At 32.7% G+C, this 17,485-nt stretch carries 16 protein-coding genes, 2 tRNA genes and 1 pseudogene; 18 read left to right on the plus strand and 1 reads right to left on the minus strand.

Features of this window, described 5'->3' with window-relative positions; translation table 11 throughout:
* Positions 1 to 108: 108 nt before the first annotated feature.
* Positions 109 to 516, minus strand: a complete 408-nt coding sequence (gene mce / locus IPJ23_04030; protein MBK7629866.1) for a methylmalonyl-CoA epimerase — start codon at positions 514 to 516, stop codon at positions 109 to 111.
* Positions 517 to 854: 338 nt separating this feature from the next.
* Between mce and IPJ23_04035 the strand changes: the two genes are divergently transcribed.
* The 18 genes and pseudogenes from IPJ23_04035 (at position 855) to IPJ23_04120 (ending at position 17,433) form a co-directional block, all read left to right on the plus strand.
* Positions 855 to 940: transfer RNA gene (locus tag IPJ23_04035), tRNA-Leu, on the plus strand.
* A 71-nt stretch (positions 941 to 1,011) separates the two neighbouring features.
* Positions 1,012 to 1,085 (plus strand) — tRNA-Val (locus IPJ23_04040).
* Between the two features lie 138 nt (positions 1,086 to 1,223).
* Positions 1,224 to 3,145: pseudogene (gene thrS, locus IPJ23_04045) on the plus strand (threonine--tRNA ligase).
* Between the two features lie 45 nt (positions 3,146 to 3,190).
* A complete protein-coding gene (locus IPJ23_04050; GenBank protein ID MBK7629867.1) occupies positions 3,191 to 3,706 on the plus strand; it encodes a translation initiation factor IF-3 in 516 nt (171 codons plus the stop codon).
* A gap of 7 nt (positions 3,707 to 3,713) precedes the next feature.
* The gene (gene rpmI, locus IPJ23_04055; GenBank protein MBK7629868.1) at positions 3,714 to 3,905 is read left to right on the plus strand and encodes a 50S ribosomal protein L35; all 192 of its coding nucleotides are present in this window, start codon (positions 3,714 to 3,716) and stop codon (positions 3,903 to 3,905) included.
* A 16-nt stretch (positions 3,906 to 3,921) separates the two neighbouring features.
* Positions 3,922 to 4,269: a 50S ribosomal protein L20 gene (rplT, locus tag IPJ23_04060; protein ID MBK7629869.1), complete on the plus strand. Its 348-nt coding sequence runs from the start codon at positions 3,922 to 3,924 to the stop codon at positions 4,267 to 4,269.
* A gap of 69 nt (positions 4,270 to 4,338) precedes the next feature.
* A complete protein-coding gene (gene pheS / locus IPJ23_04065) occupies positions 4,339 to 5,352 on the plus strand; it encodes a phenylalanine--tRNA ligase subunit alpha (protein ID MBK7629870.1) in 1,014 nt (337 codons plus the stop codon).
* A 15-nt stretch (positions 5,353 to 5,367) separates the two neighbouring features.
* Entirely contained in the window at positions 5,368 to 7,770 is a 2,403-nt protein-coding gene (locus IPJ23_04070) for a phenylalanine--tRNA ligase subunit beta (protein MBK7629871.1), read from the plus strand.
* Between the two features lie 3 nt (positions 7,771 to 7,773).
* Complete coding sequence (locus IPJ23_04075; protein MBK7629872.1) at positions 7,774 to 8,085, plus strand: hypothetical protein; 312 nt, start codon at positions 7,774 to 7,776, stop codon at positions 8,083 to 8,085.
* Positions 8,086 to 8,133: 48 nt separating this feature from the next.
* On the plus strand, positions 8,134 to 8,430 hold the full coding sequence (locus IPJ23_04080) for a cell division protein ZapA (GenBank protein ID MBK7629873.1): 297 nt from the start codon (positions 8,134 to 8,136) through the stop codon (positions 8,428 to 8,430).
* A gap of 225 nt (positions 8,431 to 8,655) precedes the next feature.
* The gene (rny, locus tag IPJ23_04085) at positions 8,656 to 10,218 is read left to right on the plus strand and encodes a ribonuclease Y (GenBank protein MBK7629874.1); all 1,563 of its coding nucleotides are present in this window, start codon (positions 8,656 to 8,658) and stop codon (positions 10,216 to 10,218) included.
* A gap of 49 nt (positions 10,219 to 10,267) precedes the next feature.
* Positions 10,268 to 10,852 (plus strand): dephospho-CoA kinase, encoded by a 585-nt coding sequence (locus IPJ23_04090; protein MBK7629875.1) that lies wholly within the window; start codon positions 10,268 to 10,270, stop codon positions 10,850 to 10,852.
* Between the two features lie 248 nt (positions 10,853 to 11,100).
* Positions 11,101 to 12,006, plus strand: coding sequence for a proline dehydrogenase family protein (locus IPJ23_04095; GenBank protein ID MBK7629876.1), 906 nt, complete (start codon positions 11,101 to 11,103; stop codon positions 12,004 to 12,006).
* Complete coding sequence (tsaD, locus tag IPJ23_04100) at positions 12,003 to 13,025, plus strand: tRNA (adenosine(37)-N6)-threonylcarbamoyltransferase complex transferase subunit TsaD (protein ID MBK7629877.1); 1,023 nt, start codon at positions 12,003 to 12,005, stop codon at positions 13,023 to 13,025. The genes IPJ23_04095 and tsaD overlap by 4 nt, the downstream gene beginning before the upstream one ends.
* Positions 13,026 to 13,192: 167 nt before the next feature.
* Positions 13,193 to 13,921, plus strand: coding sequence for an NYN domain-containing protein (locus IPJ23_04105; protein MBK7629878.1), 729 nt, complete (start codon positions 13,193 to 13,195; stop codon positions 13,919 to 13,921).
* 30 nt (positions 13,922 to 13,951) lie between these two features.
* On the plus strand, positions 13,952 to 14,629 hold the full coding sequence (locus IPJ23_04110; protein MBK7629879.1) for a hypothetical protein: 678 nt from the start codon (positions 13,952 to 13,954) through the stop codon (positions 14,627 to 14,629).
* Between the two features lie 331 nt (positions 14,630 to 14,960).
* Positions 14,961 to 16,364, plus strand: a complete 1,404-nt coding sequence (locus IPJ23_04115) for a DUF342 domain-containing protein (GenBank protein ID MBK7629880.1) — start codon at positions 14,961 to 14,963, stop codon at positions 16,362 to 16,364.
* A 397-nt stretch (positions 16,365 to 16,761) separates the two neighbouring features.
* On the plus strand, positions 16,762 to 17,433 hold the full coding sequence (locus IPJ23_04120; protein MBK7629881.1) for a class I SAM-dependent methyltransferase: 672 nt from the start codon (positions 16,762 to 16,764) through the stop codon (positions 17,431 to 17,433).
* The last annotated feature ends 52 nt before the right edge of the window (positions 17,434 to 17,485 follow it).

Below are 17,485 nucleotides of genomic sequence, written 5' to 3' on the forward strand. Positions count from 1 at the left end.
TGAACATGTATCAGCATCTCTAAGTCATATTTGATCTTCTAAAATAGATGCAGATCCTGAAATATATTCAGGATGACTTTCAGTTAATCCGAGATAATTGTTAATCATTTACTCTGGTTTTTCACACAGTTCAGTTAAAACACCAAACGTTGATTTTGGATGAAGGAACGCGATGTTCAATCCTTCTGCACCTTTTCTTTCTTTTTCATCAATCAATAAAATGTTTTTTGATTTAGCTTCATCTAGGGAGTTTTGCAATCCTTTCACTGCAAAAGCAAGGTGATGAATTCCTTCCCCTTTCTTTTCTATAAACTTTCCGATTGGTCCTTCAGGGGAAGTAGACTCAAGTAGTTCAATTTTGGTTTGCCCAACCATAAAAAATGCAGTTTTAACTTTCTGATCAGCAACTTCTTCTACCGCATAACATTTTAAGCCAAGTACATTTTCATAATACTTAATTGCTTCATCTATATTTTTAACTGCAATACCAATATGTTCTATGTGCGAAATGTTCATTGTATTTAATCTTAATTGTTAGTTAATATGAAAAAAAATGAGATCGCATCACTTTGGCAAAGTTGATGCCATCATCAATTATTTTATAGAAATTGAGTTTAGTGTTAATAGATCAATTTGACAATTGTTAATCAATTCTTAAATAATACAATAGAAAAATTTATTTCTTAGTTGTGAGAAATAACAGATTTATTTAAAGTTAATCATTCTTTATTGTGTGTTAAAAGTATAGAAAAAAAGTTATTACCAGCTTGTTGCAATAAAATATCATTTTCTCTATTTTTACACGCTAATTTTAGAAGAATTCAACTAATAGTTTCGTTCTTACTTTGAATTATGCCGGGATGGCGGAATTGGTAGACGCACAGGACTTAAAATCCTGTGTTCCGTTTGGGACGTGCCGGTTCGACTCCGGCTCTCGGTACTTTAATAGTCTTAGCCTACAATCCCAAATTAAATTTTGGGATTGATGTTAGGAAATATTGTTTTAGTACTGGGCTCTTAGCTCAGTTGGTTAGAGCGTCTGCTTGACGTGCAGAAGGTCAAAGGTTCGACTCCTTTAGAGCCCACATTAAAATGATTTTGGTTTTCTGCTTTAAAGAAATTAATAGGATCTCCCATTGTGATTCCTTCGGAAGACTCCTTTAGAGCATACGAATCGAATCAAACTTCGGAGTTTTCTCCGATTTTTTTTATTAAAAGTTATTATGAGTAAAATTAAAATTACATTTCCTGATGGAGCAGTAAAAGAGTTTGATAACGGAGCAACCGGTTATCAGATTGCTCAATCAATTTCTTCTCGTTTAGCTGATGAAGTTTTAGCCGTTAAATTTAATGATGCTGTTAAAGACTTACATAAAGGGATTACAGAAGATGGAACTGTTAAATTTTTAACATTTGATGATACTGAAGGAAAAGAAGTTTATTGGCACTCATCATCACATTTGATGGCCCATGCAGTGCAGGATATTTTTCCGGAAGCAAAGTTTGGTGTTGGTCCTGCAATAGATGCTGGATTTTATTATGATATTGATATAAATACTCAGCTTTCAGAAGATCATTTAAAGCTGATTGAAGATAAAATGATTGAACTCTCAAAAACCGATACCAGGTTTGAAAGGGAAGAATTATCACAAAAGGAAGCGATTGAATTTTTCAAGAAAAAAGGAGATCAATATAAAGTTGAGCTTCTTTCTGAATTGGATGAGACAAAAGAAAAGATAAGTATTTATAAAGAAGGTTCGTTTACTGACCTTTGCCGTGGGCCTCACTTACCAAATTCTGGTAAAATAAAATTTGTTAAGTTGCTCAACATTTCAGGCTCATACTGGCGCGGAGATGAAAAAAATAAACAGCTTCAAAGAATTTACGGTATAACTTTTCCTAAAAAGAAAATGCTTGATGAATATCTTTTTATGCTTGAAGAGGCTAAGAAAAGAGATCATCGTAAACTTGGCAAATCCTTGGATCTATTTAGCGTTCATGAAGAAGCCGGTGCAGGTCTTATTTATTGGCATCCAAAAGGTGCAAGAATAAGATTAGAAGTTGAAGACTTTTGGCGTAAAGCTCATTTAGAAAATGGATACGAGTTATTATATTCGCCGCATATGGGAAAAAGCTGGTTGTGGGAAACTAGCGGACATTTAGGCTTTTATAAAGATAGTATGTATACTGGAATGAAAGTAGATGATCAGGATTACTACATCAAACCGATGAACTGTCCATTTCATATTATGATCTATAAAACTCATTTAAGAAGTTATCGAGATCTTCCATTACGATGGGCTGAATTAGGTACTGTTTATCGTTATGAAAAAGCGGAGCACTTCATGGTTTACTACGTGTAAGAGGATTTACACAAGATGATGCTCATATATTCTGTACCGATGATCAAATAGAATCTGAGATTATAGAAGTTATAAGATTTGCTAAATATGTTCTTGGTACATTCGGTTTTACGGTAATGAATTATTATCTCTCAACTAAACCAGAAAAATCTGTTGGAGAAGTTGAATTATGGCATAAAGCTGAAGATTCATTAAAGAAAGCCTTAGAAAAAGAAAATTTATCTTATGAAGTTGATGAAGGCGGCGGGGCATTTTATGGACCTAAAATCGATATTAAAATTAAAGATGCATTAGGACGCGAATGGCAATTGAGTACCATCCAGTTTGATTTTAATCTACCGGAACGTTTTGAGATGACTTATATTGGTGAAGATGGAAAAGAACATAGACCATTTATGGTGCATCGTGCTTTATTGGGTTCAATCGAGCGATTTTTTGGAATTTTGATTGAGCATTATGCTGGTGAATTTCCCTTATGGTTAGCCCCAATTCAGGTAGCTATCGTTCCTGTTTCACAAAATTATATTGATTATGCTAATTCTGTTGCTAAAGAGTTAAGAAAAGCTGGAATTAGGTATGAAGTTGATGAAAGAAATGAAAAGATAGGTTATAAAATTCGTGATTGGGAAATGCGTAAAGTTTCTTACATGTTGATTGTTGGCGAAAAGGAAAAAGAAGTAAATGCTGTTTCTGTAAGAAAACACAAAGAAGGTGATAAAGGCTCTTTGGCTTTATCAGAATTTATTGATAAAATTGCATCAGAAATTAAAAACAAAGTTTAATCATAATAAGAGAGGTTTCGCATCGCTGGTAAACAAACTGTTCGCATAAATGAAGAGATTAGGGCTGCTAAAGTTAGAGTAATTGATGTTGATGGTGCTCAATTAGGTGTTTACACTGTTAAAGATGCAATTAGATTATCTGAAGAAAGGGGACAAGATCTTGTTGAAATAGCCCCGCAAGCAGAACCTCCTGTTTGTAAGATTATCGATTTTGGCAAGTTCAAATACGAACAACAAAAACGAGATAAGATTCAGAAAAAAAATCAGGTTGTTTCTATTCTCAAAGAAATTAGAATGCATCCTAATACTGATGTTCACGATTTTGATTTTAAAGTAAAGCACACAATAAATTTTCTTGAAGAAGGAAATAAAGTTAAAGTGAGCGTTATGTTTAAGGGTCGTGAGATGGCATATACAGATCAAGGTGAAGAATTACTAAAAAGGTTTATTGAAAAATTGGAAGATATAGCAAAAGTTGAATCTCCAATAAAATTGGAAGGACGAAATATGGCAACCATATTAGTTCCGCAATCGAAGAAAATAAAGAAAACAAATAAGTAGGAATATCATGCCAAAAATGAAAAGTAATCGTGGTGCTTCTAAAACATTTAAGAAGACCGCATCCGGAAGTTTTAAAAGGAAGAAAGCTTATAAAAGCCATATCCTTACTTCTAAAACTACAAAGCGCAAAAGAAGCTTGAGAAAAGGCACATTAGTTAGTGATGCCGAACAAAAACGTGTACGGATAATGGTACAATAATTTAAAAGGATAAAAAATGCCAAGATCAAAAAATAAAGTTGCTTCGCATAGAAGAAGAAGAAATAGATTAAAACTTGCTAAAGGTTATTGGGGTAATCAAGGAAACGTGCTTACCGCAGCAAAAAATGCTATTGATAAAGGTTTAGGACACGCTTATAGAGATAGAAAACTTAAAAAAAGAGTTTACAGATCACTTTGGATTGTTAGAATTAATGCTGCTGCAAGAATGAATGGTACAACTTATTCCAGATTGATTGATGCACTAAATAAAAAAGGTGTTGACATCAACAGAAAAGTTCTTGCTAGTTTAGCTGCTGAAAATCCAACAGCTTTTACTGAAGTAGTTAAATTTTCTATCAACTAATTTTATACCCTCTTAGGATTTATCGAATATTTTTATCCTGCGAGGGTATTTTTTATTTAAAGAATATCTATGCTGGACAAAAACATATCTGAAATAAAAGAAAGTTTTTACACAGATATAAAATCTGTTTCTTCATTAAAAGATGTTGAAGAAATAAGACTGAAATATTTTAGTAGAAACGGGCTTGTATCACAACTTTTTGAAGATTTAAAAGATGTTGTTAAAGAAGAAAAACCAATACTGGGTAAAAAATTAAATCTTCTTCGTAACGAAGTTTCATCGTACTTTGAAGAAGTTAAAGAAAGAATTTCCTCTACTCAATCAGGTAAAGAAAATCAAATCGATCTAACTTTGCCCGGCAATGAATATATTGTTGGAAGCAAACATATTCTTACTCAAACGCTCGATGAAATAAAATCAATCTTTAAGGGTTTGGGATTTTCAGTTGCAAATGGACCTGAGCTGGAATCTGATTATTATAATTTTGAAACATTAAATTTTCCTGCTGATCATCCTGCACGCGATATGCAGGACACTTTTTTTGTTAGTAAGGATTTTTTACTTCGCACACACACAACTCCGGTGCAAATCCGAATTATGGAAAAACAAGCTCCGCCTGTTAGAGCAATTATGCCTGGTCGTGTTTATAGAAATGAAGCTGTTAGTGCAAGAAGTTATTGTATGTTTCACCAGGTTGATGGAATTTATGTTGATACTGATGTAACATTTGCAGAACTGAAAGGAACATTAGTTTCATTTGCTAAGCAGTTTTATGGATCGGATTTGAAATACAGATTTCGCCCAAGTTTCTTTCCGTTTACAGAGCCCAGTGCTGAAATGGACATTACTTGCTATCTCTGCAATGGCAAAGGTTGCAAGATTTGTAAAAACTCCGGTTGGTTAGAAATTCTTGGCTGCGGAATGGTTGACCCAAATGTTTTTAAATTTGTTAATTATGATTCAGAAAAATATACAGGCTACGCTTTTGGTATGGGTATAGAAAGAATCGCTTTACTAAAATATGGCATAACAGATATAAGAATTTTCTTTGATAATGATTTGAGATTCTTAAAACAGTTTTAATGTGGAAAAAAAATAATGAAAATCTCACTTAGTTGGATAACAGAATTTGTTGATTTAAATGGTATCAGCACTGAAGAAATTGTTGAAAAACTAACAATGTCTGGTTTAGAAGTTGAAGATGTTATAAATCAAAAAAAACTTTATAAAAATTTTGTTGTTGGGTTAGTTAAAGAATCTGAAAAACATCCAAATGCTGATAAACTTTCAATATGTAAAGTCTTTGATGGTGCCGCAGATTTGCAAGTTATTTGTGGTGCTCCAAATGTTGCTGCAGGACAAAAAGTAGTTTTTGCTCCAATAGGAACAATTATCCCTAATGGAAATTTTGAAATAAAAAAAGCTAAGATTCGTGGTACGGAATCAAATGGAATGATTTGCGCTGAAGATGAATTGTTATTAAGTGATAACCACGATGGAATTATGGTTTTAGATGAATCGCTTGAGGCAGGGAAATCAATATCCGAAGCCCTAAATCTTAACGATGTAATTTTGGAAATTGCAATCACTCCAAATCGTCCTGATGCATTATCGCATATAGGAGTTGCTCGTGATCTAGCAGCTTTATTTGATAGAGCTTTAAATATTCCCGAAATCAAACTAAATGAAACAGAAGAAGATATTAAAAAATTAGCCTCTGTGGTGATTGAAGATAATATTAACTGTCCCCGATACATCGCAAAAATTGTTAAAGACGTTCAGATTAACGAATCACCAAAGTGGTTAAAAGATCGATTAGAAAAAATTGGATTGCGTCCACGCAATAATATTGTTGATATTACGAATTTAGTATTACACGAATGTGGCCAACCGCTGCACGCATTTGACCTTGATAAATTGAATAGTAAAAAAATTGTTGTAAAAAGCACTGGTTCTGAAACAGCTTTTACAACGCTCGATTCTAAAGAAAGAAAACTACCACAAAATACTTTAATGATTTGCGATGGTAAAAATGAAGTTGCAATTGCCGGAGTAATGGGTGGTGAAAATTCTGAAATCACCCAATCAACAAAAAATATTTTAATTGAAAGCGCTTACTTCAATCCATCAAGCATAAGAAAAACTTCAAAAACTTTAGGATTAAGTACCGATGCGTCTTATCGTTTTGAAAGAGGAACTGACCCAAATATTACCAAATATGCTGCTGAACGATGTGCACAATTAGTTTCAGAATTAGCGGATGGGAAAATTGCAAAAGGAATTCTTGATGTTTATCCAAATGTAATTTTTCCAAAAGAAATTGAGTTAAGATTTTCTCGTACAACAAGAATTTTAGGCTACGTTGTTCCTTCGGAAAAAATAAAAAATATTCTTTCAAGATTAGGATTAGCAATTAGAGTATTAGATGAAGACAAATTATTAGTCTCTGTTCCAACATTCCGACCAGATATTGAGCGTGAAATAGATCTGATCGAAGAGATTGCAAGAATAAACGGGTACGATAATATTCCGACGGTTTCTAAAATAAATATCACACTCGAAAAGAAGACAGATGAAACAGAAATTGATGAAAAGATAAGACAAGCAGCAACAGCACTCGGATTTTTTGAGATGATTAATAATCCACTTCAATCAGAAAACCAGGCTAAGCTTACAGGTAATCCGGTTCATATTTCCAATCCACTTAGTGCTGATATGGAATGTTTAAGAACATCTTTATTATCTGGAGCATTAATAACGGTATCTAAGAATATAAAACAAGGTGTAAAAGATTTAAAGCTATTTGAATTAGGTAATTCTTTTAATAGAATAAATGAGGGCGATATAAAATCGTTTTCTGATTTTAAAGAAACACAAAATCTTTTGTTTGTTGTAAGTGGAAATGAAATGATTAAGGGGTGGAATATTGAGGAAAAAGCATCAGATTTCTATCATTTAAAAAGTTTAGTTGATTCGTTTTTAAGTAAAATATCCCTTGACAATGTTTTAATTGATTCATATTATTCGACCGTAAATGTTAATTACGCCTATCACTTAACAAAAAGCTTTAAAGATGTTGAGATAGGAAGAGGCGGAAAAGTAAATAGTGACGTTCTTAAACAATTTGATATCAGTCAGGATGTTTATTGTTTTGAGTTTGATTTATCGGCTTTAAAAGCGATTCAATCAAATCCAAAAACTTATACTGATCCATTAAAATATCCTAAAATAATTAGAGATTTTGCTTTTATTTTGGATAAATCAGTTAAATATCTTGATGTAAAAGATTTTATAAAAAGGAAAAGTTCTCAACTTCTTAAAGAAGTTTCTTTGTTTGATGTTTTTGAAAGTGATTCTATGGGAGCAGATAAGAAAAGTTTAGCGTTTTCTCTTGAATATTATGATGTAAAAAGAACTCTTAAAGAAGATGAAGTTGAAAAAGATTTTAACAATTTAATTGCACTCATAACCAAAGAGTTTAACGCTCAATTAAGAGGATAATAATTGGTTGATTTAGCAAAATATGACTCAATTATTCAGGATCTTTCAGGGATTGAATCTGAAATTGCCACAATTGGCAACAAACTTAAAGATACTGAAGAAAGAAAAACTGAATTAGAAATACAAGTTGCAAAACTGCGACAGGATAATTCCATTTTGCAAAAAAAGATTATTGAGTTAGAACAAGAAATTTTGTTGTCAAAACAAGATGAAGAGGGTAATATATTCAATACATTAAATACCAAGGAGAAGGAAAATTTAAAGTTAAAGTTACAGGATATAATTTCTAAAATTGATTTTCACTTAAGTTCATAAAAATAGTTCTTAATAATAAAATGATTGTTTGATGGTGTAGATAATTCAATGACTGATAAAAAGAAGCTAAAAATAAAAATCTTTGATAAAGAGTATTCTCTACTAGTAGAAAATGAAGAAATAGCAAAAGAGCTTGCCATTTATGTTAATAAAGTTATGGAAGAGACTAAAGATGAGTTGCCCGATCAACCGGCTCAAACTATTGCTATAATTGCTTGTTTAAATATTGCCTACGATTTATTTATTGAAAAAAATAAAAACCGTGAGTTTCTAATACAAGCCACTGATAAAATAAAGAGAATAAAGCTTCTGCTTAAAGAACCTGAATTATCTGACCCATCTTAACGTTTACCGCACTGCCGTTTTTTAATGAAAAACTAACAGTTCAATTAATAGGGAGTGTGATCTTCGGCGCGTATTACAGGCCTCAACTCAACTAGTTTGAGTTTCCGACTTGTCGGAACAGTGGAAGTAAAAAGCTTTCGAGCGCGTTCCCACCGTGCATAAATAGGGTTTTTCCTATTAGCCGCGGCAGTGTCGGTATTTAATAATATACAGTACGGAGGAAATATGGATTTGATTATAATAATACCAATAGTGGCTGTTCTTGTACCGTTCTTTGTCTGGCTAGGATGGTTTTTTAATTCTAAGTTTGGAAAAAATAGCATTAGCGCTGCAACAGAAAAAGCAGAAACAATAATTCAGGATGCTAAAAAAGAGGCAGCAAATACTAAAAGAGAAAAGCTTCTTGAAGTTAAAGATGAGTGGTATAAAAAGAAAATAGAGTTTGATACAGAGGTAAATCAGAAAAAACAAAAACTTTCTAACCTAGAAAAACAAATTCAACAAAGAGAAGAAAACAGCGAAAAGAAATTTGATCTGGTTCTTCAAAAAGAAAAAGAGTTAAGAAAACTCGAAAAACAATTGCAAGATTTAAAAGTAAATCTTGATGAAAAATCTGTTGAGATTAAAAATCTTGAAATACAACAGAATGATAAACTTGAAAAAATATCGGGTTTAACTTCTGAAGAAGCTAAAAAGATGCTTGCCGAAAATATGATTAATCAGGCCAAGATAGATGCCTCACAAACCATAAAAGAAATTCACGATCACGCTAAGATAGATGCTAAAAAAGAAGCCCAAAAAATAATTGTACAGGCTATCCAGAGAACAGCGGCTGATTATTCTATTGAAACAACAGTTTCAGTTGTACAGATTCAAAATGATGAAATGAAAGGTAGAATAATTGGTAAAGAAGGACGTAACATTCGTGCATTTGAATCAGCAACCGGTGTTGATGTTATAGTAGATGATACACCTGAGGCAGTTATCCTTTCTTCATTCGATCAGTTCAGAAGAGAAATTGCACGAATATCTTTAGAAAGATTAATTTCTGATGGAAGAATTCATCCGGCAAGAATAGAAGAAGTTGTAGAAAAAGTTACTCAGGAACTCGAAGAGGAAATCCAACGAGAAGGTGAGAATACAATTTTGCAGCTTGGATTGCACAATATGCATGCGGAATTAATTAAGCACATTGGTAAAATGAAATATCGATCAAGCTATGGACAAAATCTCTTACAACACAGTGTTGAAGTTGCTTACTTAACAGGAATAATGGCATCTGAATTAGGACTTGATCCTGTAATGGCTAAAAGATCCGGTTTGCTGCATGACGTTGGTAAGACCGTTGATAAAAGTATTGAAGGCCCCCATGCCTTGCTTGGATATGATTTGACCAAAAGATTTAAAGAACATCCTATTGTTGTTAATGCTGTTGGGTCTCACCATGAAGATATCGAAATGGAACATCCCATTGCAGCACTTGTTCAATCCGCAGATGCAATAAGCGGCGCAAGACCGGGCGCAAGACGTGAACCACTAGAAAGTTATGTTAAACGATTAGAGAATCTTGAACTACTTGCTAAATCATTTGAGGGTGTTGCAAAAACTTATGCTATACAGGCTGGCAGAGAAGTAAGAGTTGTTGTTGAACATGATAAGATAGATGATGCTGCAGCTGATAGATTAGCCAGAGAAATAGCACAAAAGATTGAAGAGGAAATGGATTATCCAGGTCAGATAAAAGTTGTTGTTATTCGTGAAGTTAGAAAAATAGGTTACGCAAAATAAAAATTTGGAAAGGGCTTTTAGCCCTTTCTTTTTTTAAGGATAAGCAACAATGAAAATTGCAATAACAGGAAATATCGGATCAGGGAAAAGCACATTTACTAATTTTGTTGAAGAAGCTGGTTTTAATGTTTTACGTGCAGATGATATATCCAAGAGTATTTTAGAAGCTGATGAAAAAGTTAAAAGTTTAGTTAGTAAAGAATTTGGTGATAAATCATTTAAAGATGGTAAACCAAATAAAAGTTTTTTAGCAAATGAAATATTTTGTAATCCAGTAAAACTGCAAAAGTTAGAATCGATTCTGCATCCGCGGGTAATAAAATCCATAGAAAAATCTTTTTCTGAATTGTTAAAATCCAATAAAGTTGTTTTTGTTGAGGCTGCATTAATTTATGAAGCTGATATGGAGGCGATGTTTGATTATGTAGTATTAATTACTGCTCAAAGAGATTTAAGGCTTGCAAGAAAAATTGCTTCCGGATTTACTGAAGGAGATTTTGTAAACAGGGAATTAAATCAAATCTTAGAAGACGAAAAAAAGAAACGAGCTGATTTTATTTTTTCAAATGATGGTAGTATTAAAGATTTGAAAATGAAATTTAATTTGCTGCTTATTACCATGGGAATAAAATAATATCGCCTCTTGATGTCATTCCCACTGCCGTAGGCATCCCTTTGGGAGAAAGCGGGAATCTATCTGTATATAATGTGGATTTCCGTTTTTTAAAGAGTGACAAGACAAAATATCTACTGTAATGATTCTCATATCAGATATTAAAATAGATTGCTTCGTTCGAAAACTCATTCGCAATACTTTCACAATATTTTTATTCCATCAATAAAAAACACTAAATTTGAAAAGCAATTTTATAGGAGTTTGTTGTGGACGCTTTCAATAATCTTATCGTTCGTATTGTTCAATTAATGCCCAAACCAGTAGTTGGATTCTTTTCTAAAAAATATATCGCGGGTGAAACACTTCAAGAAGCAGTTGACTTCGTAAAAAAACTTAATGAAAAAGGAATTTATGCAACAATGGATGTTCTTGGTGAATCTGTTGCAAATAAAAGCGAAGCAATCAATTGTAAAAACGAAGCACTAGACGTTTTAGAAGCTATCAAAAAAAATAAATTGAATGCTAATCTTTCAATCAAACCAACTCAAATGGGCTTAGCAATTGATGAACAGTTTGCTTACGAGCAAATACTCGAGCTTGTAAAAAAAGCAGCTGAGTATAAAAACTTTGTTCGCATTGATATGGAAGACTCTCCGTTTACAGATAAAACTTTTAATCTTTACAAAAGAATTTATACTGATTATAAAAATGTAGGTGTAGTTATCCAATCTTATATGAGGCGTTCTTTTGACGATGTAGTTTCTCTTAATAAAATCGGGACTAACTACCGATTGTGTAAAGGTATCTACGTTGAGCCTGCAGCAATTGCATACAAAGACAAGCAAGAAGTTCGCGATAATTACTTAAAACTTCTTGATCAAATGTTTAAGGATGGTAATTATGTTGGAATTGCGACACACGATAAACCATTGATCGATGCCGCTTATACTCGTATTAAAAAACAAAATATTGCAAAAGATAAATTTGAATTTCAAATGCTTCTTGGTGTGCGTGAAGATTTAAGAGACAAAATTAATAGTGACGGATATAAAATTAGAATCTATGTTCCTTATGGTAAAGATTGGTATGCATATTCCGTTAGACGATTAAAGGAAAACCCTTCGATGGCATGGCATATCGTAAAAAGCTTTTTAACTTTTGGAAGAAGATGATTGTATTAGGAATTGAAAGTTCTTGTGATGAAACTTCTGTTGCGGTAATAAAGAATGATGAGTTAACCTCTAACTTAATTGCATCGCAGGATTTTCATAAAAACTATGGAGGTGTTGTTCCTGAGTTATCAAGCCGCGCACATCTTCAAATAGTAAATCCGCTTGTAAAGTCTGCATTAGAAAAATCTAGCATAGAATTAAAGGATGTTGATCTTATCTCGGCAACGGCTGGTCCAGGTTTAATTGGGGCATTACTTGTTGGATTAACCTATGCAAAAGGTTTAGCCTTCGGATTAAACAAACCATTTATTGGTGTTAACCATATTGAAGGTCATATCTTTTCAGGTTTCTTGATGCCGCAAAAACCTGAATTTCCATTTTTAAGTTTAGTTGTTTCCGGAGGACATACACTTCTGCTCCTTGTGAAAGGTTTTACAGAAATTTATAAACTTGGCAGTACGGTTGATGATGCGTCAGGTGAAGCGTTTGATAAAGTTGCAAAGCTTTTGGGGTTGGGTTATCCGGGCGGACCTAAAATTCAAATCGCAGCTAATCAAGGTGATGGAAACAGAATTGATTTTCCTGTTTCCGATTTAAAACAAAAATTAAATTTTTCTTTCAGCGGATTAAAAACAGCTGTGCTTCGTTATGTGCAATCACAGGGTGGAGTTGATAAATTATCATTTCAGAATAAAAATGATATTGCTGCTTGTTTTCAATCAGCAGCGGTTAAAGCTTTAACAAGAAATGTTAAACGTGCTTTAGAATTATACGATGTCAAATGCATTTCTGTTGTTGGCGGCGTTGCTGCAAACTCCTATCTAAAATCTGAAGTGATACAATTGGCCAATGAATTTGGTAAATCAATTGTTATTCCGGATTTACAATTTTGTGGTGATAATGCTGCGATGATCGCATTCCGCGGTAAATCACTTTATGAAAATGGAATGAGAGATACACTATCCTGCAAACCTTTTCCTTCATTGAGTGAGAATCATTTTTTGGAGTTTAATCAGTAAGTTAAAAGATTCTGTTTTTAGTTAATAAATTATTTATCGTCTCATTTATTAGAGACTTCTAAAAAAATAATCAGTTCCTATTTCAGTGTTTTAATATTTTTGATGTAATATAATTATTTTCAAAATATGTTATTATCTTGTAGAAAAAAGAGTGATAGGAGAATGTTATGGATTTAAAACTTGCAGTGTTAGTAGATGGTGACAATATACCTTCGGCAAATGTTAAGGAGATGATGGAAGAAATTGCTAAGTATGGCAATCCTACTATAAAAAGAATTTATGGTGATTGGACAAAACCAAGCTTGTCAAAGTGGAAGAATGTTCTTTTGGAAAATGCGATAACACCGATCCAACAATATGGATATACAGCCGGAAAAAATTCGACTGATTCTGCAATGATTATAGATGCTATGGATATTCTGTATTCGCAAAAGGTTGATGGTTTTTGTTTAGTTTCGAGTGATAGTGATTTTACTCGTTTAGCTACAAGGCTGCGTGAAGCTGGTATGAAAGTTATTGGGATTGGGGAAAAGAAAACACCTGTACCATTTATTGTGGCCTGTGATAAATTTATTTATATCGAAATCCTTAACTCTGAGGAAAGTGAATCTGAAATTGCCAAAAATAAACCTGCAGTAAAAAACGAAGTTGATAAAATAACTCCAAAAGTTATTAAACTAATTTCATCTACTATTTCTGATTTAGCAGATGATGATGGATGGGCTTTTCTCGGAGATGTGGGTAATCTTCTACAAAAAAAACAACCAAATTTTGATTCCAGAAATTATGGTTTCCAAAAATTGACACCGTTGATAAAATCAATTAATAAATTTGAAATTGAAAACCGTGATAACCCTAAAGGACGATTTAAGTTGATCTATATAAAGAATAAGTAAATAATTGAATAATTTTAGAAGGGGATTAGAATGAAATTCTATAGAATTATTACGCTCACAATTTTATTTTTATATGGTTGTGGCGGATCCGGCAAAGTTATAATTGATGAACTTTTACACAACTCAACTTTTAACTCTAATGATTTTTTGATCAGTAAGGTTTCAGTTTACTCACCTTACATTGTTTCATTTCCAGGTTATAAATATCCAAAAATCTCAGAAACAGAATTCATCAAAGTTGTTCTAAATAAGGCAAAAGAAAAATTGGCAGATGTAACAAATAATTCTGATATTAAAATCGAAAACAGAAAGGCTCCTGATTTCTTTAGAGGAATAAAAATAATTAAGGGTGAAGGCGAGCAATTATTAAAGGTCTCTAAATCTGATTATCTGTTAATAATTCAATCAGTTACTATTGGGAATGAGATTACAACAAAAACACAAAATATTGATCCTTATCCATTGCCACCAGGAATAAAAGATGCAAGACCGAATCCAAATAGGTCAATGGAAAATAAAAATTCTACAAAAAACACTACCCAAACTTCAATTGTTTACGATATCTGGGATGTTAAAAAAGGTGCTTCAGTACTTACAGTTGAAGCAAGTGTGGTTTTGGTTGATGGAATTAATCATAAAGATCCTTATCTATCCATTGAAAAAGTTACTGAGGCTTTTATAAATCATATTAAAGGTTCTGAGGAATAAATTAGATTTGAATTAACCTCACCCTTAATCCTTCCTTCCTTGTAAAGGAAAGGGAATTTGAACTCCTTCTCCTTAATTTCCTCTTGCATCAATACTGGTTTCCCTAAAAGGTACGTAGATATTGTTGATTTGGATTCAAATTAGCCTTATTTGTTTCTTTTCCTGATAATTCATTCCCAAAGATCATCTAGATTAAAAAAAACATAGAAACATTCGATTATATGTTGGAGTTCTCCCAATTGAATATGTGATCACCCAAAAATCTATATCGTGACAGTATAGAATGTCTTTAAAAAATTTGATTTATTAGTTTTATAAAATGGAGCTGAAAATGGCTGACAGTCCGCAGACTGAAAAAGGTTTGAGAGTTAATGTTAATATTATCGACGAAAGAATGAGAGCAAACGTTATAATTAATGCTCCTGTAAATGCTGAAGAGCCGCAGTTAGCTCTGCAGGACGTTCTTGATGCACTAAATAAATCAGGTGTTAAATTCGGAATAAATGAATCAATAATTAGTCGGTATTTGGAAGAGAAAAAATGGGACGAATCATTTGTTGCCGCTGAAGGCATTTATCCTGGAATTGGTGATGATTCGAATTTTGATTATCATTTTTTAACCAGAAAATCACTTAAGCCTCGCATCAGCGAAAATGGACATATTGATTATAAAGAAATTGATGTTATTTGCAGTGCAAGTAAAGATGACCTTCTGTTAAAGAAAATACCTGCAACACAAGGATCGAATGGTAAAGATGTTTTTGGAAATGAAGTGCCCGGAAAATTCGGTAAAGATATTGTTATTGTGCCTGGTTCCGGTACTTACAAAGATCCTACAGATTCAATGATTATTAAAGCTGCTTCAGACGGTATAATTGCATTTAATCCCAAAACACTAATAGTTGAAGTTCAGAAACTTTATTCAATTCCAGGCTCTGTGGATTTTTCCACTGGCAATGTGCACGTAAAAAGCTCTGTTGATATTGGTGGTGATGTAAAAACGGGATTTTCTATTGCTACTCCTTACAATATCAATGTAAAAGGCAGAATAGAACATGCTACAATTAATTGTGATGGAAATTTAAATGTTAAAGGTGGAATTGTTGGTGATGGTAAACAGATTATTACTGTCGGTGGAGACATACACACAGGTTATATCAGAGATCAGCATATAATATGCGCTGGCGGAGTGTATGCAGCAACAGAAATATCAAGTTCTATTATTGAATGTGGAGATGATGTTACCTTTGTAAAGCCGGATGGTAAAATTGTTGGAGGTAAGATAATTGCAAGTAGTAAAATAGTTGCGGGCAGTGTTGGCAATAAGTACGATGTACCTACATTACTTGAGGTTGGAGTTAATTTTGAGCACAGAGAAAAATATCTTAAAAAATTTGAATTAATTAATGAAACACATAAACAAGCTGAAACCATCAAAAAGAAAATTGATCTTATTGATTCCATGCCGGCTGATCCTGGAATGAATACAGCTTATAAGGCTATTAAAGATCAGCATAAGGCTGCGGTGGAGCAATGGGAAAGAATGTGCGCCGATTTAAAAGAAATAGAAAAGGATTACTTTAACGTTGAGAACCCGGTTGTAATGATTTTAAAAAATGTTTATAACGGTGTTACCATTAAGATTAAACACGCTATTTATGAAGTAAAGCAGGATATGACTCACGTTATGTTCAGGTTAAACGACGATAAGATTGAGTGTGGACTGATTAAGTAAAATATAATAAATAACTGACTTCGGATTTATCTGCATAGATTCTCCTCTCCATTTTTGGAATTAACCCCCAGAATGTTAACCAACCTATTCTGGATTTTACGAATACGACCCTGAAAATGCAGAGCCCTCTTCTGATTTTTTACGAATGAAATTTTGAAGATTTTTGACACTTTGAATGAATTTTGGAAGGGTATTTGTTGCCATTTGTAAAACAATAACATTTGAAGTTGATTACTCTAAAACTTAAGTTGCAGGCGGGACGATGCTTAAATCTTGATTTACACATTTTTACTTACCCCCTTTACTTCTTTTTGGCTGATGCTGCCAAGATGGTTTAGTTCAGAGTTTTAATTAATTTTGTAGAAAGAATAGCTGTAACATAAAATTTGAGAGATTTGTGGATCGATCGAAAATATATGATTATTCAGATGGAAGAAGATTTCTTAACAAAACTGCTAAAGAAGTTTTTACAGAAATTGAAAAAGTTAATGTATGGCAAGAAGAAGAATCAGTATCCGGATTTGGGTCCTCCTTAGCTCAAACCAAAACAGTAATTGAAGAAATCCCAAAGATTATTAAAGAATTGGAGATTAAAACTATTTTTGATATTCCGTGTGGTGACTTTAATTGGTTCAAAGAAATTAATCTTTCAAATAATTTCTATTTGGGGGGTGATATAGTGGAAGACATAGTTCATCGGAATAATGAGAAATATAAGAGTAATAATATAAAATTCGTACAATTCAATATACTTGAAGACATTCAGGAAAAGATGGACTTGATTTTTTGCCGTGACTGTTTAGTTCATTTTTCAATTGTGGATATATGGAAAGCCTTAACAAATATCAAAAAAAGTAATTCCACATATTTGATGACTACCACATTTACTGAAGAAGAAAAAAACAATGATACTTTAACTGGTGGATGGCGACCTATAAACCTTATGAAATCACCTTTTAATTTTCCGGAACCAAAATTACTTATAAATGAAAATTGTACAGAAAAAGATGGACTTTTTAGTGACAAATCTGTTGGAGTGTGGGCGATAAAAGATTTAGTAATAAAATAAATTATGGGATAACCAAATCTTAAATCCGGTTTTACCCTCTAATTTTGTCGCA

Source organism: Ignavibacteriales bacterium (assembly GCA_016709765.1).
In the GTDB taxonomy this organism is placed as follows: Bacteria; Bacteroidota; Ignavibacteria; order Ignavibacteriales; family Ignavibacteriaceae; genus IGN3.

What these genes read in the sequence shown, in the direction of transcription:
- IPJ23_04110 (MBK7629879.1), top strand. Translation starts at nt 13,952, where the DNA reads ATGAAATTCTATAGAATTATTACGCTCACAATTTTATTTTTATATGGT.
- rny (MBK7629874.1), top strand. Translation starts at nt 8,656, where the DNA reads ATGGATTTGATTATAATAATACCAATAGTGGCTGTTCTTGTACCGTTC.
- tsaD (MBK7629877.1), top strand. Translation starts at nt 12,003, where the DNA reads ATGATTGTATTAGGAATTGAAAGTTCTTGTGATGAAACTTCTGTTGCG.
- IPJ23_04115 (MBK7629880.1), top strand. Translation starts at nt 14,961, where the DNA reads ATGGCTGACAGTCCGCAGACTGAAAAAGGTTTGAGAGTTAATGTTAAT.
- rpmI (MBK7629868.1), top strand. Translation starts at nt 3,714, where the DNA reads ATGCCAAAAATGAAAAGTAATCGTGGTGCTTCTAAAACATTTAAGAAG.
- IPJ23_04080 (MBK7629873.1), top strand. Translation starts at nt 8,134, where the DNA reads ATGACTGATAAAAAGAAGCTAAAAATAAAAATCTTTGATAAAGAGTAT.
- IPJ23_04090 (MBK7629875.1), top strand. Translation starts at nt 10,268, where the DNA reads ATGAAAATTGCAATAACAGGAAATATCGGATCAGGGAAAAGCACATTT.
- rplT (MBK7629869.1), top strand. Translation starts at nt 3,922, where the DNA reads ATGCCAAGATCAAAAAATAAAGTTGCTTCGCATAGAAGAAGAAGAAAT.
- pheS (MBK7629870.1), top strand. Translation starts at nt 4,339, where the DNA reads ATGCTGGACAAAAACATATCTGAAATAAAAGAAAGTTTTTACACAGAT.
- mce (MBK7629866.1), bottom strand. Translation starts at nt 516, where the DNA reads ATGAACATTTCGCACATAGAACATATTGGTATTGCAGTTAAAAATATA.
- IPJ23_04070 (MBK7629871.1), top strand. Translation starts at nt 5,368, where the DNA reads ATGAAAATCTCACTTAGTTGGATAACAGAATTTGTTGATTTAAATGGT.
- IPJ23_04105 (MBK7629878.1), top strand. Translation starts at nt 13,193, where the DNA reads ATGGATTTAAAACTTGCAGTGTTAGTAGATGGTGACAATATACCTTCG.